The 21898-nt window shown below is 63.0% G+C and carries 28 protein-coding genes; 19 read left to right on the top strand and 9 right to left on the bottom strand.

The window, feature by feature from the left end; all coding sequences use genetic code 11:
* The first annotated feature begins 46 nt into the window (after window positions 1-46).
* From P8014_RS13920 to P8014_RS13950, 7 genes are all read left to right on the top strand, one after another.
* Window positions 47-3025 (top strand): type I restriction-modification enzyme R subunit C-terminal domain-containing protein, encoded by a 2979-nt coding sequence (locus P8014_RS13920; RefSeq protein ID WP_337817930.1) that lies wholly within the window; start codon window positions 47-49, stop codon window positions 3023-3025.
* A gap of 54 nt (window positions 3026-3079) precedes the next feature.
* Window positions 3080-3352: a type II toxin-antitoxin system Phd/YefM family antitoxin gene (locus P8014_RS13925; RefSeq protein WP_337817931.1), complete on the top strand. Its 273-nt coding sequence runs from the start codon at window positions 3080-3082 to the stop codon at window positions 3350-3352.
* The gene (locus tag P8014_RS13930; RefSeq protein ID WP_337817932.1) at window positions 3349-3627 is read left to right on the top strand and encodes a plasmid stabilization protein; all 279 of its coding nucleotides are present in this window, start codon (window positions 3349-3351) and stop codon (window positions 3625-3627) included. Before P8014_RS13925 ends, P8014_RS13930 begins: the two co-directional genes overlap by 4 nt.
* Window positions 3624-3782 (top strand): hypothetical protein, encoded by a 159-nt coding sequence (locus tag P8014_RS13935; RefSeq protein WP_337817933.1) that lies wholly within the window; start codon window positions 3624-3626, stop codon window positions 3780-3782. Before P8014_RS13930 ends, P8014_RS13935 begins: the two co-directional genes overlap by 4 nt.
* 108 nt (window positions 3783-3890) lie before the next feature.
* Window positions 3891-5399, top strand: coding sequence for a restriction endonuclease subunit S (locus tag P8014_RS13940; RefSeq protein WP_337817934.1), 1509 nt, complete (start codon window positions 3891-3893; stop codon window positions 5397-5399).
* A gap of 79 nt (window positions 5400-5478) precedes the next feature.
* Window positions 5479-6159 carry a DUF4433 domain-containing protein gene (locus P8014_RS13945; protein WP_337817935.1) on the top strand — a complete coding sequence of 227 codons (681 nt, stop codon included), beginning with the start codon at window positions 5479-5481 and terminating at the stop codon, window positions 6157-6159.
* A 47-nt stretch (window positions 6160-6206) separates the two neighbouring features.
* Window positions 6207-7202: a macro domain-containing protein gene (locus P8014_RS13950; protein ID WP_337817936.1), complete on the top strand. Its 996-nt coding sequence runs from the start codon at window positions 6207-6209 to the stop codon at window positions 7200-7202.
* Window positions 7203-7631: 429 nt separating this feature from the next.
* Here P8014_RS13950 and P8014_RS13955 read toward each other — a convergent pair whose 3' ends face one another.
* A complete protein-coding gene (locus P8014_RS13955; protein ID WP_337817937.1) occupies window positions 7632-7781 on the bottom strand; it encodes a hypothetical protein in 150 nt (49 codons plus the stop codon).
* Between P8014_RS13955 and P8014_RS13960 the strand changes: the two genes are divergently transcribed.
* From P8014_RS13960 to P8014_RS13985, 6 genes are all read left to right on the top strand, one after another.
* The gene (locus P8014_RS13960) at window positions 7773-8396 is read left to right on the top strand and encodes an N-6 DNA methylase (RefSeq protein WP_337817938.1); all 624 of its coding nucleotides are present in this window, start codon (window positions 7773-7775) and stop codon (window positions 8394-8396) included. The two genes, P8014_RS13955 and P8014_RS13960, sit on opposite strands and share 9 nt — an antisense overlap.
* 216 nt (window positions 8397-8612) lie before the next feature.
* Window positions 8613-8879, top strand: coding sequence for a type II toxin-antitoxin system Phd/YefM family antitoxin (locus tag P8014_RS13965; RefSeq protein WP_337817939.1), 267 nt, complete (start codon window positions 8613-8615; stop codon window positions 8877-8879).
* 4 nt (window positions 8880-8883) lie between these two features.
* Window positions 8884-9123: a type II toxin-antitoxin system RelE/ParE family toxin gene (locus P8014_RS13970; RefSeq protein WP_337817940.1), complete on the top strand. Its 240-nt coding sequence runs from the start codon at window positions 8884-8886 to the stop codon at window positions 9121-9123.
* An 83-nt stretch (window positions 9124-9206) separates the two neighbouring features.
* The gene (locus P8014_RS13975) at window positions 9207-9728 is read left to right on the top strand and encodes a hypothetical protein (RefSeq protein WP_337817941.1); all 522 of its coding nucleotides are present in this window, start codon (window positions 9207-9209) and stop codon (window positions 9726-9728) included.
* Between the two features lie 294 nt (window positions 9729-10022).
* A complete protein-coding gene (locus P8014_RS13980; RefSeq protein ID WP_337817942.1) occupies window positions 10023-10601 on the top strand; it encodes an NnrU family protein in 579 nt (192 codons plus the stop codon).
* A gap of 102 nt (window positions 10602-10703) precedes the next feature.
* Complete coding sequence (locus tag P8014_RS13985) at window positions 10704-11348, top strand: LysE family transporter (protein WP_337817943.1); 645 nt, start codon at window positions 10704-10706, stop codon at window positions 11346-11348.
* A gap of 9 nt (window positions 11349-11357) precedes the next feature.
* Here P8014_RS13985 and P8014_RS13990 read toward each other — a convergent pair whose 3' ends face one another.
* From P8014_RS13990 to P8014_RS14000, 3 genes are read right to left on the bottom strand one after another with little or no spacing between them, the layout of a single operon-like run.
* Window positions 11358-11861 carry an MOSC domain-containing protein gene (locus P8014_RS13990; RefSeq protein WP_337817944.1) on the bottom strand — a complete coding sequence of 168 codons (504 nt, stop codon included), beginning with the start codon at window positions 11859-11861 and terminating at the stop codon, window positions 11358-11360.
* Window positions 11862-11886: 25 nt separating this feature from the next.
* A complete protein-coding gene (locus tag P8014_RS13995) occupies window positions 11887-12165 on the bottom strand; it encodes an MTH1187 family thiamine-binding protein (protein WP_337817945.1) in 279 nt (92 codons plus the stop codon).
* 14 nt (window positions 12166-12179) lie between these two features.
* Window positions 12180-13796, bottom strand: a complete 1617-nt coding sequence (locus P8014_RS14000) for a SagB/ThcOx family dehydrogenase (RefSeq protein ID WP_337817946.1) — start codon at window positions 13794-13796, stop codon at window positions 12180-12182.
* An 87-nt stretch (window positions 13797-13883) separates the two neighbouring features.
* Here P8014_RS14000 and P8014_RS14005 point away from each other — a divergent pair, with 87 nt between their 5' ends.
* Window positions 13884-14294 (top strand): YchJ family protein, encoded by a 411-nt coding sequence (locus tag P8014_RS14005; protein WP_337817947.1) that lies wholly within the window; start codon window positions 13884-13886, stop codon window positions 14292-14294.
* On the opposite strand, the gene P8014_RS14010 is transcribed toward P8014_RS14005, so the two are convergent.
* Both P8014_RS14010 and P8014_RS14015 read right to left on the bottom strand, forming a co-directional pair.
* Window positions 14287-14952, bottom strand: coding sequence for a hemolysin III family protein (locus P8014_RS14010; protein WP_337817948.1), 666 nt, complete (start codon window positions 14950-14952; stop codon window positions 14287-14289). The two genes, P8014_RS14005 and P8014_RS14010, sit on opposite strands and share 8 nt — an antisense overlap.
* Before the next feature lie 5 nt (window positions 14953-14957).
* The gene (locus tag P8014_RS14015) at window positions 14958-15182 is read right to left on the bottom strand and encodes a hypothetical protein (protein ID WP_337817949.1); all 225 of its coding nucleotides are present in this window, start codon (window positions 15180-15182) and stop codon (window positions 14958-14960) included.
* 199 nt (window positions 15183-15381) lie between these two features.
* Between P8014_RS14015 and P8014_RS14020 the strand changes: the two genes are divergently transcribed.
* The 3 genes from P8014_RS14020 to P8014_RS14030 are packed head-to-tail and all read left to right on the top strand — an operon-like array spanning window position 15382 to window position 17268.
* Window positions 15382-16035: a MotA/TolQ/ExbB proton channel family protein gene (locus P8014_RS14020; RefSeq protein WP_337817950.1), complete on the top strand. Its 654-nt coding sequence runs from the start codon at window positions 15382-15384 to the stop codon at window positions 16033-16035.
* Window positions 16022-16423 carry a biopolymer transporter ExbD gene (locus P8014_RS14025; protein ID WP_337817951.1) on the top strand — a complete coding sequence of 134 codons (402 nt, stop codon included), beginning with the start codon at window positions 16022-16024 and terminating at the stop codon, window positions 16421-16423. Before P8014_RS14020 ends, P8014_RS14025 begins: the two co-directional genes overlap by 14 nt.
* Entirely contained in the window at window positions 16420-17268 is an 849-nt protein-coding gene (locus tag P8014_RS14030; RefSeq protein WP_337817952.1) for a hypothetical protein, read from the top strand. The genes P8014_RS14025 and P8014_RS14030 overlap by 4 nt, the downstream gene beginning before the upstream one ends.
* A gap of 76 nt (window positions 17269-17344) precedes the next feature.
* On the opposite strand, the gene P8014_RS14035 is transcribed toward P8014_RS14030, so the two are convergent.
* Window positions 17345-18565 carry an MFS transporter gene (locus P8014_RS14035; protein ID WP_337817953.1) on the bottom strand — a complete coding sequence of 407 codons (1221 nt, stop codon included), beginning with the start codon at window positions 18563-18565 and terminating at the stop codon, window positions 17345-17347.
* A gap of 126 nt (window positions 18566-18691) precedes the next feature.
* Between P8014_RS14035 and P8014_RS14040 the strand changes: the two genes are divergently transcribed.
* A complete protein-coding gene (locus P8014_RS14040; protein WP_337817954.1) occupies window positions 18692-19618 on the top strand; it encodes a LysR family transcriptional regulator in 927 nt (308 codons plus the stop codon).
* A 182-nt stretch (window positions 19619-19800) separates the two neighbouring features.
* On the opposite strand, the gene P8014_RS14045 is transcribed toward P8014_RS14040, so the two are convergent.
* Window positions 19801-20499, bottom strand: coding sequence for an LrgB family protein (locus P8014_RS14045; protein WP_337817955.1), 699 nt, complete (start codon window positions 20497-20499; stop codon window positions 19801-19803).
* Window positions 20486-20893, bottom strand: a complete 408-nt coding sequence (locus P8014_RS14050; RefSeq protein WP_337817956.1) for a CidA/LrgA family protein — start codon at window positions 20891-20893, stop codon at window positions 20486-20488. Before P8014_RS14050 ends, P8014_RS14045 begins: the two co-directional genes overlap by 14 nt.
* Window positions 20894-21008: 115 nt before the next feature.
* On the opposite strand from P8014_RS14050, the gene P8014_RS14055 reads away from it, so the two are divergent.
* On the top strand, window positions 21009-21887 hold the full coding sequence (locus P8014_RS14055) for a LysR family transcriptional regulator (protein WP_337817957.1): 879 nt from the start codon (window positions 21009-21011) through the stop codon (window positions 21885-21887).
* The last annotated feature ends 11 nt before the right edge of the window (window positions 21888-21898 follow it).

The following is a 21898-nucleotide window of genomic DNA, read 5'->3' on the forward strand; positions in this document are numbered from 1 at the left end:
CCGAATGTGGTAATTTCCCCACATTCCCAAGTACATCAGGCTGCGCGTGGCGCCACATCCAGAACAACAAGCCAGGGAAGACATCGACCGGCTGCTGGAAGCGGCGGGCTGGTCCGTGCAGGACGCCGCCAGCGCCAACATCTACGCCGCGCAAGGCGTCGCCATCCGAGAGTTTCCGCTCAAGCAGGGCCACGGCTTCGCCGATTACCTGCTCTACGTGGATGGAAGGGCTGCGGGTGTCATCGAAGCCAAGAAGCAGGGCGTCACGCTAACCGGCGTCGAAACCCAGTCCGACAAATACACCCAGGGTCTGCCTGACGGCCTGCCGCGCTGGCTCAATCCGCTGCCCTTCGCCTATCAGTCCACCGGCGTCGAAACCCGCTTCACCAACGGCCTCGATCTTGCCCCACGCTCGCGTGGCGTATTCGCCTTCCACACTCCGGCGCTGCTGGCCGAATGGCTGAGCCCTGCAGCAGGGGTCAAGGAGGGCGCAGCCAACTATGCGGCGGGCCAGATCGACACCTTCCTCAGCCGTCTGCGCGACATGCCGCAGCTGATCGAGGAAGGCCTGTGGCCGGTGCAGATCACGGCCATCCGCAACCTCGAGCAGTCGCTGCGCGACAACCGCCCGCGCGCCCTGATCCAGATGGCGACCGGCTCGGGCAAGACCTTCACCGCCATTTCCTTCATCTACCGGCTGATCAAGTTCGCCGGCGCGCGGCGCGTGCTGTTCCTGGTCGACCGCGGTAACCTCGGCGACCAGACGCTCAAGGAATTCCAGCAGTACGCCTCGCCTTACAACAACTTCAAGTTCAGCGAGGAATACATCGTCCAGCGCCTCAGCAGCAACACGCTGGACACCACCGCGCGCGTCTGCATCTGCACCATCCAGCGCATGTACTCCATGCTCAAGGGCCGCGAATTACCCGAGGACCTCGAAGAAGTGTCGGCTGACGAACTGGGGCGGCTCTGGAATGTGACCGGGCACAGCAGGGCGTCGGCAGACAAGGCGCGGGCCGAGCGAGGAGCGGAGTTGCCGTCCGGCGCAATGAGCACCGGAGCGAAGCCCGCAACGCCGTATGCCGGCGTCCTGCGTGGCCCGGAAGTCATCGAGTACAACCCCAGCATCCCGATCGGCACCTTCGACGTCATCGTCACCGACGAATGCCACCGCTCCATCTACAACCTCTGGGCGCAGGTGCTGGAATACTTCGACGCCTATCTCGTCGGCCTCACCGCCACGCCCAGCAAGCAGACCTTCGGCTTCTTCCACCAGAACCTGGTGATGGAATACAACCACGAGATGGCCGTGGCCGACGGCGTCAACGTCAACGTCAACTACGACGTCTACCGCATCCGCACCCTCATCACCGAGGCCGGCTCCAAGGTGGAGGCGGGCTACAGCGTGCAGGTCCAGGAGCGCGACACGCGCAAGAAGCGCTGGGAACAGCTCGACGACGACTTCGCCTACGACCCCAACCAGCTCGACCGCGCCGTCGTCGCGCCCGACCAGATACGCACCGTCATCCGAACCTTCCGCGACAAGCTGTTCACGGAGATCTTCCCCGGCCGCGAATGGGTGCCCAAGACGCTGATCTTCGCTAAGGACGACCAGCACGCCGAGAACATCGTCGAGATCGTGCGCGAGGAGTTCGATAAGGGCAACGACTTCGCCCAGAAGATCACTTACCGCACTACCGGCGCCAAGCCCAAGGACCTCATCAACGAGTTCCGCACCAGCCCGATGCCGCGTATCGCCGTCACCGTCGACATGATCGCCACCGGCACCGACATCAAGGCGGTGGAGATCGTCATGTTCATGCGCGCGGTCAAGTCCCGCGCCTTCTTCGAGCAGATGAAGGGCCGTGGCGTGCGCGTCATCAAGGCCGACGACCTGCAGAGCGTCACGCCCGACGCCGCCGCCAAGGATCACTTCGTCATCGTCGATGCCGTCGGCGTTTGCGAGCAGGACAAGACCGACTCTCGCCCCATGGAGCAGAAGCCCACCGTCGGCTTCGAGAAGCTCATGCAGGCGGTCGTGTTCGGCAACATCGAGGACGACGTGCTTACCTCGCTCGCCGGCCGCCTCGCGCGCCTGGAACACCGCATCGGCGCCGATGACGACAAGCGCATCCGCGAGCAGTCGGGCGGCCTAGGGCTAAACGACCTCAGCCACCGCATCGTCGCCGCCCTCGACCCGGACCGCCACGTCGAGCAGGCCAGGGCCGACCTGGGCCGCGCGCCCGACGACGACAGCCCGATCCCCGAGCAGGCGCTCGCCGAGGCGCGCCGCAGGATCGTGACCGAAGCCGTCATGCCGCTGCACGACCCGCAGTTGCGCGAGACCATCGCCGAGGTGAAGAAAAGGAACGAGATCGTCATCGACATCGTCAGCCCAGACGAAGTGCTCGAAGCTGGTTTTTCGCAGGACGCCCTCGACCGCGCCCGCGGCCTGGTGCACTCCTTCGAGGAGTTTATCCAGGAGCACAAGGACGAGATCACCGCCCTGCAAATCCTCTACAGCCAGCCCTACCGCCAGCGCCTCAGCTTCGAGGCCGTCAAGGACCTCGCCCAGCGCATCGAGCAGCCGCCGTACCTGTGGAACGAATCCCAGCTCTGGAACGCCTACGCCGCGCTGGAGAAATCGAAGGTCAAGGGTGCCTCCGGCCGGCGTATCCTGACCGACCTCGTTTCGCTGGTGCGCTTCGCCATGCGCCGCGACAACGAACTGGTACCGTTCCCCGAGCGCGTGAACGCCAACTTCAAGGCGTGGCTGGCGGCCCACCAAGGCCTCCCCTCGCCCGCAAGCGGGAGAGGGGCTGGGGGAGAGGGCGGTTTCAGCGCCGAACAAATGAAGTGGTTGGAGATGATCCGCGACCACATCGCCGCCAACCTCGGCATCGAGCGGGACGATTTCGAATATGTCCCCTTCGCCCAGGAGGGCGGACTGGGCAAGGTGCATCAGCTGTTCGGCGACGGGCTGAACGCGATCATCGAAGAGTTGAACGAAACACTGGCGGCTTGATGGATGCTTGAATGAGTGCTTAAATCAGTACCTAATCAGGTATAGGAATCGAGCATGAACACGATCCCCGCACAGGAAATCAAGCGACGCGGCATCGCCGCCGTGGACGAGGCACTGGCCGAAGGCCCCGTACACATCGTCAAGAACAACCGTCCGCAGTATGTGGTGCTCACCGAAGAGCGCTATCAGGCGCTTGTCGAAGCCCGGGAAGAAGCCGATCTGGCCCGCATCAAGGCATCGCTGGAAGATGCCAAAGCCGGGCGGATTACCCGCCATGACAGCGTGGAAGCTCTGCTGCAGCATTTGGACAGCGAACCGGCGGCATGAACTGGGCACTGGCCACCACCGCCTCGTTCGACCGCCGCGCCCGCAAGTTCCTGACCAAGCACCCCGACCTTCGGCCCCGCTTCGCGAAAGCCCTGGCCGAACTTGCCGCCGATCCCTTTCAGCCAAGCCTGCGCCTGCATCCGCTCGGCGGAAAACTGCAAGGTTTGCAAGCCGTCAACCTGACCCACAGTTACCGGATAACTCTGACGTTGCAGATCACAGAGCGTGAAATTCTGCTGATCGACATCGGCAGCCATGACGAGGTGTATGGATGAACAAGGAGAAACCACCTGCTGACGCTGATGAAGTCGAGCAGGAAAGGCTGGACGACGAAGCGTTAGTCAAGGTGGTCAAAGAGCGTGCGAATCAACGGACGATTCCTGTCAGTCTGGATGAACTGCTGGAACTGGGTAAGCGTCGAACGGAATGATTGCGAATATGTGCCTTTCGTCCAGGGGGATGGCTTGGGCAAGCTGTATCAGCTATTTGGCGATGGACTGAATGCGATGATTGACGAATTGAACGAGACGTTGGCGGCATGAAGAATGCAGCAGTAGAAATAGTCCCTACAGCGCTACAAGATGTCTTGCCGTGTGGCTGGACGCTGTCCACGATCCAAGATCTAGTTGGTGCTAGCGGCGTCTTTGTCGACGGTGACTGGGTTGAAAGCAAAGATCAAGATCCAGACGGAGATGTTCGTCTGATTCAGCTTGCTGATATCGGGGACGGTGAGTACCGCAATAAATCAGCCCGTTTTCTAACGCATGAAAAAGCTCTTGAGCTTGGTTGTACCTTTCTAGAGAAGGGTGATGTGCTAGTGGCGCGTATGCCGGACCCATTGGGGCGAGCATGTATATTTCCAGGCGATTCAAAGAAAGCAGTAACTGTTGTTGATGTTGCAATAGTTCGTTCTTCTGGGGGTGAATTCAATCATCTCTGGTTGATGTATTTCATAAATTCTCCCGCATTTAGGTCGGCAGTAGCTTCGCTGCAAGGTGGCAGTACTCGCAAGAGAATTTCGCGTAAAAATCTGTCAAAGATCGCTCTTCCGGTTCCGCCGTTCGACCAACAAAAACGCATCGTCGCGGAAATCGAAAAACAGTTCTCCCGCCTCGACGAAGCCGTTGCCAACCTCAAGCGCGTCAGGGCCAACCTCAAGCGCTATAAAGCCGCCGTCCTCAAAGCCGCCGTCGAAGGCCGCCTCGTCGAAACCGAAGCCGAACTTGCTAGGCGTGCTGCACAGGGAAGTGCGAATGTCGCGGGAGGCAGGATGCCGGGAGCGACCGAAGGCCGTAGCTACGAGAACGGCGAACAACTGCTGCAACGTATCCTCGAAACCCGCCGCAGCCAGTGGCAAGGCAAGCGCAAATACAAAGAACCCGCCGCGCCCGACACCACCGACCTTCCCGAATTACCGGAGGGGTGGGTGTGGGCAACGGTCGAGCAGCTAACTTGGCTGGTCACAAGCGGGTCGAGGGGGTGGGGTGACTATTACTCGGATGAGGGTGTGCTTTTTATCCGTGCGCAGGACATCAAGACCGATAGACTTAGTGTTCGTGGAGTCGCCCGTGTCGAGATTCCGCGAGGCGCTGAGGGCACTAGAAGTGGCGTGTCATTTCGAGACATCCTGATCACCATCACGGGTGCGAATGTTACGAAATCTGCCCTTGTGCCCGAGCTAGGGGAATCCGCCTTCGTAAGCCAGCATGTTGCGCTGTTGAAGCTCAATTTTTCAGAAATGGCGCCATTTGTTTTTGATTGGATTATCTCGCCGTCTAATGGCCGTAAGTTATTGGAGTCATGGGCTTATGGCGCTGGGAAGCCGGGTCTCAGTCTTGAACAAGTTCGATCACTGCCGGTGGCGATACCGCCACTAGACGAGCAACATCGTATCGTTGCTGAAGTCGACCGCCGCCTCTCCCTTCTGCGTGAAACCGAAGCCCAGGTGGACGCTAACCTCCAGCGCGCTGAGCGGCTGCGGCAATCGATCCTGAGTCGTGCGTTTTCTGGCGGCTTGGTTTCTACCGACGAGGAATGTGCGGCGTGAACGCCACACACGCGATAATTGCGGATATTTTGTGGGTTAAGCCGTCAGGAATGACTTCGTTTGAGTTGAGAAGCGAGCAATGAGCGTCCCGCATCCCGTACGTCTGTTCCACATTACAGCCATCGCCAATCTACCGGCGATTTGTGCGTCGGGTGCGTTGCTGTCGAAGAATGCGGGTGCGGCCGCCGGAATTGCCTACCAGAATATCGCCCATCAGGGTGCTCAGGGCGCCCGCGCTGGGCGGGCGGTGCCGAATCCTCCCGGCGGGGTCGTGCATGATTATGTGCCGTTCTATTTCGCGCCACGCTCACCGATGTTGTATGCGGTCAATGGCGGACGAGTTGAAGGGTGCCGGTGGCGCCAGGGAGATATCGTGCATTTGGAAACGACGGTGGATCGCGTTACCGCGGGTAGCGTGCCGTTCGTGTTCTACGACCGCAACGCGACGCTGGCATTTTCCCGTGCGTTTACCGATCTTGCACGGCTCGATGAGGTGGCTTGGGATTTGTTGACAGAGCAACCGAGGTTGGACGGTTTCTGCAAGTACTGGCAGAACAATCTCCGAAATGAGCGCTATGCGGACCGCATGGAGAGGCGTCAGGCGGAGTTCTTGGTTCGTGAGCGTGTTTCATTGGGCAGTTTTGCCCAGATCGGAGTAATGGATGAGCAGCAAGCACAGGTGGTGTGCACGATACTGGGCGATTCTGGCGTAAACTTGCCAGTTAGGGTGAAGCGCGACTGGTATTTTCTCGGGCAATAAGTATGGCTATTTCTCTCGTACATGGCGATTTGCTCAAGCAGGACGATGTGGATGCGATCGTCAATACGGTGAATTGCGTCGGTGTGATGGGCAAGGGCATCGCGTTGCAGTTCCGCAACAGGTGGCCGGAGAACTTTCGAGCCTATGAGGCAGCCTGTAAGGCCAAGCAGGTCAGACCGGGGCGGATGTTCGTGTTCGACTCCGGGGGATTGGTCAAGCCGAACTTCATCGTCAATTTTCCGACCAAGGATCATTGGCGTGGCAAGTCACGTATCGAGTTCATTCGTGACGGTTTGGTTGATCTCGTAGCGCAGGTGCGCCAGCTCGGTATCCGTTCGATTGCGATCCCTCCGCTCGGCTGCGGCAATGGCGGTCTCGATTGGGAGGTGGTGCATCCGTTGATCGAAACGGCCTTCGCCGATCTGCCGGACGTTGATGTGCGGTTGTTTCCGCCTGAGGGTGCTCCCGATCCGAAGAGCATGGAAGTGCGCACCAAACGACCGCGAATGACGCCAGGTCGTGCTGCGGTCATCAAGGTGTTGGACACGTACCGCACGTTGGGCTACGGGCTGTCCAAGATTGAGGTGCAGAAACTCGCTTATTTTCTGCAGGAAGCCGGTGAGACCTTGAATCTGCCGTTCGAGAAGCACGTCTATGGGCCGTATTCGGACACCTTACGCCATGTCCTGAATCGTATGGAGGGGCATTTCATCCGAGGGCTGGGCGATGGTGTTGTGGAGGCCGAAATCGAGCCGGTGCCGGAGGCCGTTGTCGAGGCCGAAGCGTTCGTCGATGCGCAAGGCCATGAGGTTCTGGCCGAGCGTGTCCGTCGCGTAGGCGACCTGATTGAAGGATTCCAGTCACCCTATGGCATGGAGTTGCTGGCGACGGTGCACTGGGTAGCCAGACATGAAGGTGCGGCAACTGAGGATGAGGCGTTGGCGGCCGTGCAGCAATGGAATGCGCGGAAGCGCTCGCTAATGGTGCCGGATCATGTGTCGGCCGCATGGACTCGACTGCACGAAGCGGGTTGGTTGAACTGAATATCTTTCAGAATTGAGACCGGCGCGACGGGTTTTGGAGCCTGAAATGAACAAGATACCTTGTCTGTACTCGATCGTACGCTTCATGCCGTTCGTGGAGACGGGCGAGTTCGCCAATGTGGGTATCCTGTTGCTTGCGCCCGAGCAGGGCTATCTCGACTTCAAGCTGATGACCCGTCAGACGCGGGTCACGCACTTTTTCGAGCATCTGGACGGTAAGGTCTTCAAGGCCACGATGCAGAATATGCGAGAAGAACTGGCGCGTGCGGCGGAATTGCTCCTGCAGGTCGGGGCGGGAAACCCTGCTGAAACGGGTAAGGCGGTGTTCGCCGAGATCGTGCGTCCACGCGAAACCGTGGTCCGGTTCGCCGGGACGAGAGTCGTGCTGGCCACGGACCCGCGCGAGACACTCGACGAGCTTTACGGTTATTACGTCGAACGGGATTTCGTGCGTTCGGCAAGAAGAGCAGCACGACCATCGTCGGCGAGGAGGGCAAGGTCAGCAGGGAGCGCGACAGCGTCGAGCGCGACGATTTCTGGACCACCACCTCGAACAAGCAGCTCAACTTCGTGCAGCACGTCAAAACGCTGCTCAAACAGAACGGCCGGGCGGCGGTGGTTGTGCCGGATAACGTGCTGTTCGAGGGCGGGGCGGGCGAGACCATCCGCCGCAAGCTGCTGCACGAGTGCGACGTGCACACGTTGCTGCGTCTGCCCACGGGGCTGTTCTACGCACAGGGCGTGAAGGCGAACGTGCTGTTCTTCGATAAGAAGCCAGCCTCGGAAACGCCGTGGACCAAGAAGCTCTGGATCTACGACCTGCGCACTAACCAGCACTTCACGCTCAAGACCAACCCGCTAAAGCGCGAGAACCTGGACGAGTTCGTGGCCTGCTACAACGCCGGAAATCGCCACCAGCGCCAGGCGACCTGGAGCGAGGACAATCCCGAGGGCCGCTGGCGCGCCTACGACTATTCGGAGCTGGCCGCGCGCGACAAGGCCAGCCTGGACATCTTCTGGCTCAAGGACGATAGCCTGGCCGATTCCGACAACCTGCCCGCGCCCGAGGTGATCGCGCAGGAGATCGTCGACGACCTGGAAGCGGCGTTGGCGCAGTTCCGCGAGATCGCGGCAGATTTGGGCGGCGATGAGATGGAAGACGAGGCGTTGCTGGCTGAGAGTAGGTTGGGGTAAGCGAAGCACACCCCAACATGGCAGGCGCTTGGCAATGTTGGGGTTCGTACCTCACCCCAACCTACGTGGCTACGGGCTGGAAAGCGGGCGGACCCGACTCCACGCTGCGAGTCTGCGTCGCCTACGCACTGTTCACTGCGATGCCCTAAAGCTTAGTAAACGGCACCTCCAACCGGTGCTATCATCGGGTCATTTCTTCGAGGCACAGGTGCTGCGATGACGATCAAGTTCTCCGAGGATGTCGTTCCCCTCACCGATCTGAAGATCAACCCCGGCAAGATCGTCAGGCATGTCGCCAAGGCGCACCGTCCAACCCTGCTGACGAGCCGTGGCCGTGGCGTGGCTGTCGTACAGTCCATCGAGGACTTCGAAGCCGCGGAGGACGAGCGGGCGTTCATGCGGGCCGTCGTGGCCGGTTTGAGCGACCTCGAAGCGGGGCAGGAAGTTTCGTTGAAAGACGTGAAGGCTCGGTTGGGGCTCTAAGGTCTTGGCCCGCGTCGGCGTCACGTTTGCCGAATCGGCGGTACGCGATCTCGAAGCTATCCTGGCCTGGTATGAGCGGGAACGCGTTCCCGAGGTCGGGCGGCGTTTGGTGGCGGATATCGTCGAAAGCGCGGAAGCGCTCTCGCCCCACCCCGACATGGGTCGCGTCGTGCCGGAATTCGGCCAGCCCCATCTCCGGGAACTGATCAGGCCGCCGTTTCGCATCGTATACAGACGGGAATAGCGCAAGGTCCGCGTAGTGAGGGTTTGGCGTAGCGAGCGCTTGTTGGCCTTGGACGCGGAATAGAGGGCTGCGGGGGAAGATTCATGAGCGCGCCGGTACAGATCTACCAATCCGAGGACGGGCAAACGCGCGTCGAGGTGCGCGTGGGCGAGGATACGGTGTGGCTGCGCCAGGAGCAGATGAGCGAGCTGTTCGGCCGCGAGCGTTCGGTGATCACGAAGCATCTGCGCAACGTGTTCAAGGAAGGCGAGCTGGACGAGAAAAGCAATGTGCAAAATTTGCACATTGCCGGCTCGGACAGGCCCGTCAAGTTCTACAACCTCGACGTCATCATAAATGAACGTATCGGGCCGAGCAGGAGAGCGAAAGGCGAGCGTGGCATTTGGCAGCGGCGCTTTTGGGATCATTTGATCCGGGACGAGGCGGATCTGCAGCGGCATGTGGATTACACGCACTACAACCCGGTCAAGCACGGTCATGTCAGGAGAGTGGCCGATTGGCCGTATTCGTCGTTTCATCGGGATGTGAAACTTGGTTTGGTGGAGAGTGATTGGGCGTGCGGCGAGGACTTCGATGCGGGGTTTGGGGAGAGGGGTGAGGTGTAGGAGCTTTTTGTTGGGGTACGCTTTGTTCACCCCAACCTACGGAGGCAGCTATCCGGAATTTCCCGATGGCTCGGCAGGAATGCAGGTGGCGTAGATTGGGGTAAGCGCAGCGCACCCCAACGTGGTGTCCGCGGGGACGATGGCAATGTTGGGGTTCGTACCTCACCCCAACCTACGAACTACCAAGGAATCCTTAGTCGTTCGGCGAGTCGGAATCCGAAGAACCGAATAAGGGCGCACGCATGGGATGCGACTGCTAAGGTCTAGGTTCCGAACGGCAGAAGGGGGCGTGCCATGTGGCTGCTGATCATCGGTCTGGTGTTGTTCCTGGGGGCGCACTCGGTGCACATGCCGGCGCCGGCCTGGCGCGAGCGGCAGATTCTCAGGCTGGGCAAGAACGGTTGGAAGGGCTTGTATTCGGTGGTATCGGGCGTCGGCCTGGTGGCGATTATCTGGGGCTTTGGGCTGGAGCGGGCGCAGCCGGCCATGTTCTATATGCCTCCCTCCGCGATGCGGCACCTGAATTCGCTGTTCACGCTGCTGGCCTTCGTGCTGGTCGCGGCGGCCTATGTGCCGCGCAATCACATCAAGACCTGGGTCGGACACCCGATGCTGGCCGGGGTGGCGCTGTGGGCCTTCGGGCATTTGTTCGCGACCGGGTGGCTGCGTGATCTGTTGCTGTTCGGGCTGTTCTTTGCCTGGGCGGTGGCTGACTTCGTGGTCTCGCATATGCGCGATGACCGCGCGGGCGTGGTTCATCCAGGTGGTACCGTCATCGGCGATGTGCTGACGGTCGTCGTCGGCGTGGTGGCCTGGGCGGCGTTCGCGTTCTGGTTGCATCTGAGCCTGATCGGAGTGGCGCCGTTCGGCTGATCTGGGCTGCGGCGGAAGCTATACTTGCCGGAAGTTTGCCAGCGCTCTACAGCGTCTGGGCGGGCGGTCCCTCGCTACGCACCGTATTCGGAGTTTCGCTTCATGTCCTACGTTCCTATGCTGGCCGGCATCGCCGCGATCAACCTGCTCGCCATCATGAGTCCTGGTCCGGCGTTCTTCCTGGTCAGCCGTTCGGCCGCGAGCCGTTCGCGTGCGGTCGGTGTGGCGACCGCGATGGGCGTGTCGGCCGCCGCGGGGCTGTGGGCGATGGCGGCGATCTTCGGCGTGGCGCTGTTTATGACGCGATTCACCACGGTGTACGGCCTTATGCAACTGGCCGGTGGCGCGTACCTGATCTGGCTGGGGCTGTCGGCGTGGAGCGCGTCACAGCGCGGGGAGAGCAGCGCCGAGGACGCCGAGGACGATGCCGGGCGGGGAGCGAGTTCGTCGCTGCGGCGGGCGGTGCTGACCGGCGGCATGCTGTCGCTGACCAATCCGAAGATGATCATCTACTTCACCAGTATCTTCGTCGCGGTGTTCCCGGCGCATGCGCCGCTGTGGGTGCATCTCACGGCGCTGGGCATCGTGGTTGCCGAAGAAGTGCTGTGGTGGGTGCTGGTGGCCTATCTGTTTTCGCATGCGCGCATGCAGACCGCCTACCGACGCGTGCGCGGAGTGCTGGACCGCGTGCTGGGCGTTGCCTTCGTGGCCTTCGGGGCGCGCATCGTGGCGCTGGCGCACTTCTGAGACGGGAACTCAACTCGACCCGACGATTTCCAGGGCGTCACCCACGACGAACCGGCCGCCGTCGATGACTTCTATGCACACGCCGCTGTGCCGACCCAGTGCGCGGCACAGTCCTGCACCTTCGACCTGGTCCAGGTAGCCGCAGGGCGGGCGCGGCTTGCGGTAGGCGAACAGGGCTTCGCCGATGCGAAAACGCTTGCCCAGTAGCGCTTGCGCCTTGAGTCCGTCGACGACGAGGTTGCGGCGATGGTGCCCCTGCATGAGGCGTTCGCGCTGTGCCGCGGGAGCGCGGCGGACGGCCCAAGCGAGGTCCGGCGTGCCGATCAGCGTGACCTGGCAGGCGTCGGTGGCCTGCCAGAAGCCGACGTTTACGGCGTAGCGGTCGCCGTTCAGGCCTACGCCGGCAACTGCCTCCACGGCGTCGGCCGCGTTCATCGGCGCGCCCGCCACCGGGGCGAGGTAGATCGCCGCCAGTGTCGGGTGGGTGGGGACGAATGGCCAGCGCGGCTTCATATGATGGATGGCCTCCGGCAGCACGTCAGAGTTTCTTCCCTGCGAGGGTGGGTGTCTTGTCGGTGCGCGTTTCCAGCTTGAGGTAACTCACCAGTCGCACCGCACCTTCGCCATGCAGGGTTTCGTGTACCGCTTCGACTGCGGCCAGGATGGCGTGCAGCTCACCCTCGATGTTGGTGCCGGAGGCGTGCGTTTCCATGATGAAGCCATGCCCGTGCAGCAGCTCGACCACGCGCTGGATCTCGGTGCGCACGGATACGCCCGTCCCGAGCGGGATGACCTGGAGTTCGGCGGTGGCTTGCATGGTGTCCTCCGTGTTCAGCTTGATGCCGCCCGCGCCAGATGCGCGTAGGGAGGCAGGGTCTGCAGGCGCGCGTCGGTCAGCGCGCCGCCGACGGTGAAGTGATATAGGCTCTGCAGAGCTGTGTTTTCGATGCCGGCCAGCTCATGTACGGGATCGTCGAAGAAGCAGCCGATGCCGGTGCCTCGTAGGCCGACGGCTTCAGCTTCGAGATAGAGCACCTGGCCGAGCACACCAGCTTCCCAGAACAGGCGGCGGTAAGTCCAGGGTTTCTGTGTGAGGCTTTGCTCGAACTCACCCAGCATGCCTAGGCTGAAGGCGCTGTCGGCGGCGATGTCCTGGTGGCAGGACAGCGTGCGCGCGGCGGCTCGGGCGTCGCCCTCGAGCAGGCGGAACAGGGCGAGGTGTCCGGGGCAGCCGTCCACGCGTTCCCAGGCGAATTCGGCGGAGAGGTTTTGGCGGACCAGTTCTTCGGCGTTGCCGTGGCGCAGGAACAGATACAGCCCCGGCGACAGGTCTTCCACGCGATGCACGAACAGCAGCAGGTGCAGGCGCGGCTCCCAGGCGATCACGTCCCAGGGCGGTACGCCGGGGCGCGGCAGGCTCAGGTCCAGCATGCGGTAGAAATCCGCCGCGGCGATGCCGGTCGTGCCGTCGAAGGCTTGCGCGCTACGCCGCTGCCTGATGAGTTCGACCGCGCCCGGCGTGCGCGCGTCGGGCGGCAGTGCAGGCAGCGTCTGCCACTGCCACTGTGGTTCCGACGTCGTAGGCTTGACGCAGGCTGTGGCCGCCTCGTCGATCACCGGCCAGTCGAAACCGTGCTTGGCCGACAGGCGGTTGACACGGCCAAACCAGTGGCCGCCGCGCACGGCGGCGAGCATAGCGCCGGTATCGGTGGGCGCAGCATCTGCAGTATCGATGCGTAGCAGCAGATCGGGGTGTTCGCGCTCGGCGTCGCCGAAGTCGGCGTCGCGGTCGATGCCGAGCAACGAGGCGAGATCGGCGTCGCTCCAGTCGGCGAGCAGCTGCACCCGCCAGCCGAGCGTCGCGGCGGCGTAGCGCGCCGCGGCCAGGGCGTGGCCGATGTCGTGCTGGCAGTAGCGATAGGCGCGCTCGCCGTATTTCCAGGCCTCGCGCCAGTGGACGGAGCTGAGACCGATCAGCAGCGTGCCGGGCGGCGCCATGTCTTCGGCAAAGGCGCAGCGCCGTTCCAGTACGTGATCGCGGCTGTGGTAGTGATGGACGCCGTCGTCCAGGCCGGCACAGCCGCCGGCGATCACATAGGCTTCGGTGGGGTGTAGGTTGCCGCTGGAGGGATTGCAGCGTAGCGCCCAGCGCGTGTCGCCGTAGCGCTTCCAGGCGGAAAGTCCGAAAGACAGTTCGAGCAGGGCGGCGACGGTAGACAGCTCCAGCGGGCGCGGCGCGATCTTGCCGGGGCGGTAGAGATCGGCGTAGGCCGGCTCGGGCGCGGCGGCGTCCAGCAACGGCAGTTCCCGTTGGGGGGCGCCGTCGAAGCTGCGGAACGGGTCGGGCTGGGTGTCCCAGTCGAGCCCGGGCGGGCCGGCGGCGTAGCGGCGGAACTGGTGTTTGGTGCGCCGGTGGTAGGCCAGCACGATGTCCTGCGGTTCAGTCATGGATAGGCGACAACCGGAATGGGTGGGGAGCGCGTAAGATCATGCATCCGTAATCTATCTCAACAGGACGGAGGCGGTCGGATCAACATGCAGGCGAAAAAAACGGACGGCCAGGATGCGGCGGATGCCTGCCCCTGCGGTTCCGGAGGCGGATACGAGGCGTGCTGCGGGCGCTACCTGGACGGCGACCTGCTGCCGGGCACGGCCGAGCAGTTGATGCGTTCGCGCTATACCGCGTTCACGCTGGCTCGTGCGGATTACCTGCGCGATACGTGGCACACGTCGACGCGCCCGCCGTCGATCGGCTTCGATCCGGCCCAGCACTGGCTGGGGCTGCAGATTCTGAGCACGCAGGAAGGCAGCGAGGTCGATGCGCAGGGCTGGGTGGAGTTCGTGGCACGTTCCAAGTCCGGAGGCAGGGCACACCGGTTGCATGAGCGCAGTCGCTTCGTGAGAGAAGGCGGGCGCTGGTACTACGTGGACGGGCGGATCAAGTAACCGCGGACGGCAGCACGTAGAACAGCACGGCGAAGAAATGCAGCACGCTGCCGAGCAGCACGAAGCCGTGCCACACGGCGTGGCTGTAGGGCAGCTTGCGCCAACCGTAGAAGATCGTGCCCAGCGTGTAGGCCAGGCCGCCGGCCGCCAGCAGGGCGATGCCGGCGGGGGCGACGGCGTGGATCAGCGGCTTGATGGCGATCAGCACGGCCCAGCCCATGGCGATGTAGAGTGCGACGGCGATCACGCGCCGCTGCCTGAGCAGGGGCTGCAGGATCAGGCCCAGCGCGGCCAACCCCCAGATCACGCCGAACAGCGACCAGCCCCAGGGCCCGCTGAGGTTGATCAGGGTGAACGGCGTGTAGGTGCCGGCGATGAGCAGGAAGATCGAGGCATGGTCGAGTTGGCGCAGCGCGCTCTTGATGCGCGGTTGCGGGACGGCGTGGTACAGCGTCGAGGCCCCGTACATGAGGATCAGGCAGGTGCCGTAGATACTGACCGCGACCACGTGGCGCGCGCTGATCTGTGCGGCGAGCACCGTCAGCACCACCAGGCCAGCGATGGCCAGGGCGAAGCCGATGCCGTGGATCAGAGCGTTGGCGATTTCCTCGCGGACGCTGTAGCGAGGTTTGGAGTCCATGGTGGGGGCGGGACTCATATGTCTCAGGCCTCCGAAGGGCGGGCGCGGGCAATCATGGCGTTCCAGGCCTCGACCGCTTCGGCGATGGCGGTCGCTTCGTCCTTGCCGGCGGCGGAGACGGCCGGGCCGGTCTGTCCGCACACCGGGCAGGACACGCGAAAGAACGTTTCATCGCGGCCGTCGGCCGTGGGGCGGTTTTCGCGGCGTACTTCGGGTTCGGCGCCGCAGGTGCAGTTGCGCATGCTCATGGGCGGTATCGGTAGGATCATTTCCACATGCGATCTACTGTAACCGGGATGGCGGTATGTGGCGAGGTCTGCGGCGTATGAAAGTGTAAATCTTTGTCGCGGTCCATTGTCTAACGTCCGCAAGAATAGGAGCATGGGAACCTCGCCTGGCCTTACGTCGCGGCCGGGCCGGCTTCCTCCATCAAGGGCTGATTGAGTTATGCACGTTCTCTTCGATTCCTGGCAGTTGCTGAACTTCGGCGGACCGCTGATCTGGCCATTGCTGGCGCTGGCGGTGCTGATGGTCGCCATCCTGCTCGACAAGACCTATGTCTACTGGCGTTATACGCGGCCGCCGTCCGCGCTGCGTCATCTGCTGGCCGATGCTGACGTCGCCTGGGGCGAACTGGAGCATTACGCTGCAACCAACGACCCCAACCATCACTACGTGCGTTTTCTGCGCGTAATTCTGAAAAACCGCGGGCGGCCTGTCTGGTGGACGGAATCTCGCGCCGGCGACGAGTCGCTGGCTATCGAGCGCGTGCTGGGGCGCGGGATGTGGGTGTTGGAGACCATCGTCACCGCGGCGCCGCTGCTCGGTCTGCTGGGCACGATCTACGGCATGATGCATGCCTTCCACCTGTTCGGCGCGCACGGTCTGGTCGATCCCAAGGGCGTGACCTCGGGCGTGGCCACGGCGTTGATCGCCACGGCGGTGGGTCTGGCGGTGGCGCTGGTAGCGTTGTTCGGTTTCAACTATTTCTCGCGTCTGCAGGGGCGTACCCTGGACGAACTGGAGCGCATGGGCACGCGTCTGCTCGACCGCTCGCGGCTGGAGAGCGAGAGCGGGGAGGTGGCGCATGAAGCTGCCTAGATCGCGGGCCTCGCGGCGCGGGCGCATCGAAATCATTCCGATGATCGACGTGATGTTCTTCCTGCTCGCGACCTTCATGTTGGCTTCGCTGTCGCTGCAGAACCTGCATTCGCTGGCCGTGAACCTGCCCGAGGGCACGGCGTCCAAGAGCAAGCCGCAGGCACCGGTGACGCTGACTGTCACCCATGACGATCACATCTACCTGGACAAGAAGCCGGTGACGCTGGCCAATCTGGACAGCGTGCTCAAGCCGATGCTCAAGGGTCACGACAGCTCGATCATTGTGGCCGCGGACGAGGCCTCGCACGACGGCACCGTGGTGCGCGCCATGCTGGCGGCGCGCCGGGCCGGTGTGCAGCACTTTCTGATCGCCGTGCGCAAGCCGTGACTGCATTGACCTTCGGCGGCCCCTCGCCGCCGGATGATCCGCTGCGCCGTCTGATCTGGGTGCTGCCGCTGGCGGTACTGCTGGTGCTGCTCGGGCTGGTGGCCGCCGCGCGCTGGCTGCATCAACCGCAATTGCCCACGCCGCAGCGCCAGCCGCCGGTCGACGCGCGGATCTACGAACTGCCGGCGAAGCGCGCTTCCAGCGCGTCCAAACCGCAGCCGGCCGGCCCCACGCATCCGCATGCTGCGGCTCCGGCGAACGCCAGGCCGAGCCGTCCGGCGCCGGCCAAACCCGCGCCAAAACAGCCCGAACATGCCCGGCACGCCGCCCCGCCCGTGCCGAAGGCGACGACGCCGGTTCCCAAACCACACCCGGCGGTTACGCAGCCCAGGGCGAGTACGCCGCCGGCATCCGCCTCTTCCAAGGCTTCGCCGCAAAGCAAGACGCTGGACTGGGGCAAGCTGACCTCCCAGATAGACTCCGTGGCCTCGTCGGTGGTCAGTCATTCACAGTTCGCGCAGGTGCATGATCCGCACACGCTGGTGGCGCGCTATTACCTCGAGGCATTGCTAGAGAAACTGCAGCGTATCGGCGACATGGTCTACGACGGCGAGAATGCCGGCACGGTGGTGGTACGCCTGATCGTCGGCGCGGATGGTTCGCTGCAGGCACTGGAACTGAATGGTCTGAACGGCGCGGGTGACCTGGAGCCCGTGGCACATCACATCGTCAACCTGGCCGCGCCGTTCGCGCCGTTTCCGTCCAGTCTGGCGAAGCAGACCCGGCGCCTCAAGCTCTCCATCCACATGAAGTTTCTGGGTATGCACAGCGTCAATACTTGGTAGCTGCCATCCACGTGCGAATGATTTGCTTTTTAGATGAAGTGGAATGTCATCTGTATCCGTCTGCCGGGCAACAGATTCAGGCCGCAGCGTCCGCCTGACGGTTATGTCCCTGCGGCCACATGCGGGTGGTCAAGGCGGCCAATCCGGCCGCGATCGACAGCCCCACCACGCCCAGCCAGCCGATGTGCTGGAGCATCAGGCTCGCCAGGGCTGAACCCGCGGCCATGCCCACGAACATGCTGGTGAGTAGAATCGCGGTCAGACGGCTGCGGGCCTCGGAATCAAGTGAGTAGATAATCGACTGATGTGCGATCAGCGAGGACTGAATGCCCAGGTCGAAACCGATCGAGCCGATGCCGAGCAAAAGTAGGTAGACCGGGACGGACGACCACGGCAAGAGCAGGAGCAATGCAAAGGAAACGGCGACGAGTAGTGCGCCGATGCGCGTGACGCGCTCGGGGCCGCCGCGATCGGCCATGTGGCCGGCCAGCGGCGCGGCGAACGCGCCGGCGGCGCCGGCGATCCCGAACGCACCGGCCGTTGTACTGCCGAGGTGAAACGGTGCGTGATGCAGCATCACTGCCAGGGTCGACCAGAAGCCGCCGAAAGCCAGCGATAGCAGGCCCTGGGCGATTGCCGCACGGCGTAGCGCCGAATGCTGCAGCCAAAGGTGGCCGAGCGAGGCAAGCAGTGCGCGGTAGCCCATGCGTGCGGCCGGCGTGAATGACGGCAGGCCGCGCCAGGCAGCCAGGCACAGCAGCGCGATGCTGCCTGCGGCTGCGAAAAACATTACGCGCCAGCCCCACTGGGCGGCGACCAGGCCGCTGACTACCCGCGACAGCAGAATGCCCAACAGCAGCCCGCTCATCACCTTGCCGACGACCCGGCCGCGCAGCGCGGCGGGCGCGAGATGTGCGGCGGCCGGCACGATGTCCTGAGCCAGCGTGGCGCATAGTCCGATCGCGAAACTGGCTAGGTCCAGGACCGTGATAGAAGGCGCCAAGGCGGCTGCCAGCAGCGCGACGATCAGCGCCGCGCCTTTGATGAGAATGACGCTGCGTCGATCGTAACGGTCGCCCAGCGGCGCGAGCAGTAGCATGCCCGCCGCATAGCCGAGCTGGGTCAGCGTCGGAATCCAGCCCAACGCGCTTGGTGATGCGTGCAGATCGGCGCTGATGACAGCCAGCATCGGCTGGTTGTAGTAGAGCGTGGCCACGGCCAGACCAGCACCAGCGGCGAACAGCAGCAGCAAGGAGGTGGATAGATTCTCCGCCGATTGCTCATGCGTCTTTGACATGAAAAGAGTCACCTGAATTGTCTATGAATGAGTAACGTTGCTAATTTTCTTTGAATCCGAAGCGGGGCGGTAGTAGGCTGCATAGCATATTGGTTATGCGTATTACGTATGAGAAATGTTAAATCTGTGATCGGTACCGATCGCCTCGAGCTGCTGCAGACCTTCGTGCGGATCGTCGAAGCAGGCAGCCTGTCCGCCGCCGCCGCTCAGCTTGGCAGCACGCAGCCGACCGTCAGTCGGCGGCTACAGACGCTGGAGAAGGAACTCGGCGTGCAACTGCTGCAGCGCTCCACGCACGCCCTGAGTCCGACCGCGGATGGCGAGCGCTGCTATGAGCGGGGCAGGGAGCTGCTGGGCCATTGGGAGGCCTTCGATCTGGACATGCGCGGTAGCGCGGCCGAGGTGGGAGGGCTGTTGCGGGTCGTCGTGCCGCATGCGTTCGGCCAGGATTTGCTGGTGCGTATCGTCGAGCGCTTTCTGGTGCGGTATCCGCATGTGCGTATCGATTGGTTACTGCATGACGACCGCGCCTTGCACGACTACATCGCCGCTGGCATCGATTGCGCTATTCACGTCGGCGAACTGCAGACGCCGGGCGTGGTTGCGCTCAAACTGTCCGAAGTGCCGCGTATCGCCGTCGCGGCGCCACAACTGCTGCAAAGATTCGATGCGCCCGAGCGGCCAACCGAACTCGCCGGCCTGCCGTGGCTGGCATTGAGTACCTTTTACCGCAATGAGATCGAGTTGACGCATACGGCCACGGGCGCCACCGAACACGTGGCCTTCCAGCCGCGTTTCGCTACCGACAGCCTCTATGCGTTACGCACCGCCGCACTGCGCGGTCTGGGCGTGTGTGTCGGCTCGGCCTGGCTGTTGGACGCCGATATCGCAGCGGGGCGGTTGGTGCGTCTCGTGCCTGCGTGGCAGGCCCAGCCATTACCGGTTTGTCTAGTCTATCCCTACGCCAAGTTTTATCCGGCGAGGTTGCGATACTTCATCGAACTTATGAAGGAGGCGCTGCCCTCGGCAATTGCGGAAGTGGCGGCATCTTAGGGGGTAAGAATGCGTGAGCCGCCTGTCATCGACGCTGTGTGCCGTATTGCTCCGGCACAGGCTGGCCGGTCTTTCCGGATACGGCCTGTACGAGCCTTGTTCAAGCCCTGAAGTGGGCAACTTAGTCGCCGGAGCAATTACCGCATCCTCAGTCATCGGATGGTAAAGCTGGAGGGCGACAGCTAGCGCAGGAAATACGCCAGCAGCGGAGCGGCGAATACGTTGCACAGGCCGACCAGCACCATTACAAGCCCGGCGATGCTGCCTTCCTCGTGGCCGATTTCGTGCGCCTTGGCGGTGCCTGCGCCCTGCGCTCCCATGCCCAGTAACGCGCCACGGGCCAGCGAGGAGCGTAGAGGTAGACGGGACAGCAGTAGTTCACCCAGGGCGGCGCCCATGACGCCGGTGAGGATGACGAATACCGCGGTCAGGTTCGGAACGCCGCCGATGTCGCCCGACACCACCATGGCGAATGGCGTGCTCATGGAGCGCGGCAGCAGGCTCAGGCGCAGGGAGCCGTCCAATCCGAGGGCGCTGGCCAGTAACCAGGCGCTAAACATGGCGGTGCCGCTGCCGGCGACCATGCCTATGGCCAGCTCCGGCCAATGGCGGCGGATCAGCACGCGCTGCTGGTAGATCGGGATGGCGAAGGCGACTGTGGCCGGACCAAGCAGGGCGATGAGCCAATGCGTGCCGCTGATGTAGCTGGCATAAGTGGCATGAAGCGACAGCGCGGCAATGATCAGCAGCGCCGGGGCGACCGCGAGCGGCGACAGCCACCAGCGCGGCCAGGCCCGGTAGACTCGCTTGGCGATCAGGTAGAAGCCGATGGTCGCCGCGGACCAGAACAGCATGCTCAGCGCGGGATCAATGTGCGGCATGAGCGAGTCTCCAGCGGTAGCAGAACTCGACGGTGAGGGCGGTCACGCCCATCACACAGAGCGTGCTGACCAGGATCACGAGCAGGATCTTAAGGCCGAGCAGACCGAAGAGCTGCTGGTAGCCCAGCACGGCCAATACCGTCGGAATGAAGAACAACAGCAGTTCGGCTAGGAACCATTGCGCGCCGAGGCGCATACTGCCGAGACTGACGCGGCCGCTGAGCAGTAGTCCGAGCACCAGCAGCATGCCGACGATTCCGCCAGGAACGGGTAGGCCGGTCAGGTGGACGGCACCTTCGCCGAGCAGCCAGAACGCGCACAGCAGGAGGATCTGCAGCAGACGGCTGTGGTGCATGGCGAAGCGGCTGTTGACGATGAGATGGCGTTTGCTCATGGCGGCAGGTTTGGCGATCCTTTTGGGAAGGTTAGGCGTGCAACTATGTTAAGTTTCGCCAAACTATTCTCAAAATGAATTATTTGAATATAATTGATTCCTATATGGACTAGTTATGGAGCTGCGAAATCTACGGGCGTTTGTCGAAGTGGTCAGGCAGGGGGGGTTCTCTCAGGCTGCCAAGAAGGTGTTCGCGACCCAGTCGACTGTGAGCAAGGCGGTCAAGCAGTTGGAGGACGAACTGGGCTTGCGTCTACTCGACCGGGTGGGACACAAGATCACGCAGACGGCGGCGGGGGAGATCGTGTTTCGGCGTGCGCAGATGATGCTCACCGAGCGCGACGACCTGATCCATGAGCTGGACGAACTGCGTGGGTTGCAGCGCGGCGTGTTGCGCATCGGTCTGCCGCCGATCGGCAGCAGCGTGCTGTTCGCGCCACTGTTCGCCAGCTACCGACGACGCTACCCGGGCATCGAGATCAGTCTCGTGGAGTACGGCAGCCGGCGTTTGGAGGAGATGCTTCTGGCTGGTGAGATCGAGCTGGCAGCTTCGTTGCTGCCGGTGTCCGAGGCCTTCGAGTGGCAGGACGTCAGTCGCGAGCCGATCATGGCCCTGTTGCCCGACGAGCATCCCTGCGCATCCGGTACGCAGGCGCTCGATCTGACCGAAATAGCGGACACGCCCTTTATCCTGTTCGAGGCGGGGTTCGCCTTGAATCGGGTCATTCTCGAGGCCTGCACTCAGCTCGGCATCGAACCTTCGATCGTTACGCGCAGCGGCCAGATCGACTTCATCGTCGAACTGGTCGCTGCGGGTATGGGCGTGGCGTTCCTGCCGCGCATGATCGCAGAACAACGCCAGCATGTTGGCGTGTGCATGCGCGAACTGGCAGATTCCGAGCTGCACTGGCACATGGCGCTGCTCTGGCGCCGTGGCGGCTATCTGTCGCACGCGGCGCGGGCTTGGCTGGAGCTGGCGCGCGAGGAGTGCTGACGGATTTGTCC

Origin of the sequence: Acidihalobacter sp., assembly GCF_037381185.1 — a bacterium.
Lineage (GTDB): Bacteria > Pseudomonadota > Gammaproteobacteria > DSM-5130 > Acidihalobacteraceae > Acidihalobacter_A.

Excerpts from the sequence above, each read along its gene's own strand:
- P8014_RS13925 (WP_337817931.1), top strand. The coding sequence starts at position 3,080 with ATGAACACGATCCCCGCACAGGAAATCAAGCGACGCGGCATCGCCGCC.
- P8014_RS13930 (WP_337817932.1), top strand. The coding sequence starts at position 3,349 with ATGAACTGGGCACTGGCCACCACCGCCTCGTTCGACCGCCGCGCCCGC.
- P8014_RS13935 (WP_337817933.1), top strand. The coding sequence starts at position 3,624 with ATGAACAAGGAGAAACCACCTGCTGACGCTGATGAAGTCGAGCAGGAA.
- P8014_RS13940 (WP_337817934.1), top strand. The coding sequence starts at position 3,891 with ATGAAGAATGCAGCAGTAGAAATAGTCCCTACAGCGCTACAAGATGTC.
- P8014_RS13945 (WP_337817935.1), top strand. The coding sequence starts at position 5,479 with ATGAGCGTCCCGCATCCCGTACGTCTGTTCCACATTACAGCCATCGCC.
- P8014_RS13965 (WP_337817939.1), top strand. The coding sequence starts at position 8,613 with ATGACGATCAAGTTCTCCGAGGATGTCGTTCCCCTCACCGATCTGAAG.
- P8014_RS13975 (WP_337817941.1), top strand. The coding sequence starts at position 9,207 with ATGAGCGCGCCGGTACAGATCTACCAATCCGAGGACGGGCAAACGCGC.
- P8014_RS13980 (WP_337817942.1), top strand. The coding sequence starts at position 10,023 with ATGTGGCTGCTGATCATCGGTCTGGTGTTGTTCCTGGGGGCGCACTCG.
- P8014_RS13985 (WP_337817943.1), top strand. The coding sequence starts at position 10,704 with ATGTCCTACGTTCCTATGCTGGCCGGCATCGCCGCGATCAACCTGCTC.
- P8014_RS13990 (WP_337817944.1), bottom strand. The coding sequence starts at position 11,861 with ATGAAGCCGCGCTGGCCATTCGTCCCCACCCACCCGACACTGGCGGCG.
- P8014_RS13995 (WP_337817945.1), bottom strand. The coding sequence starts at position 12,165 with ATGCAAGCCACCGCCGAACTCCAGGTCATCCCGCTCGGGACGGGCGTA.
- P8014_RS14000 (WP_337817946.1), bottom strand. The coding sequence starts at position 13,796 with ATGACTGAACCGCAGGACATCGTGCTGGCCTACCACCGGCGCACCAAA.
- P8014_RS14005 (WP_337817947.1), top strand. The coding sequence starts at position 13,884 with ATGCAGGCGAAAAAAACGGACGGCCAGGATGCGGCGGATGCCTGCCCC.
- P8014_RS14010 (WP_337817948.1), bottom strand. The coding sequence starts at position 14,952 with ATGAGTCCCGCCCCCACCATGGACTCCAAACCTCGCTACAGCGTCCGC.
- P8014_RS14015 (WP_337817949.1), bottom strand. The coding sequence starts at position 15,182 with ATGAGCATGCGCAACTGCACCTGCGGCGCCGAACCCGAAGTACGCCGC.
- P8014_RS14020 (WP_337817950.1), top strand. The coding sequence starts at position 15,382 with ATGCACGTTCTCTTCGATTCCTGGCAGTTGCTGAACTTCGGCGGACCG.
- P8014_RS14025 (WP_337817951.1), top strand. The coding sequence starts at position 16,022 with ATGAAGCTGCCTAGATCGCGGGCCTCGCGGCGCGGGCGCATCGAAATC.
- P8014_RS14035 (WP_337817953.1), bottom strand. The coding sequence starts at position 18,565 with ATGTCAAAGACGCATGAGCAATCGGCGGAGAATCTATCCACCTCCTTG.
- P8014_RS14045 (WP_337817955.1), bottom strand. The coding sequence starts at position 20,499 with ATGCCGCACATTGATCCCGCGCTGAGCATGCTGTTCTGGTCCGCGGCG.
- P8014_RS14050 (WP_337817956.1), bottom strand. The coding sequence starts at position 20,893 with ATGAGCAAACGCCATCTCATCGTCAACAGCCGCTTCGCCATGCACCAC.
- P8014_RS14055 (WP_337817957.1), top strand. The coding sequence starts at position 21,009 with ATGGAGCTGCGAAATCTACGGGCGTTTGTCGAAGTGGTCAGGCAGGGG.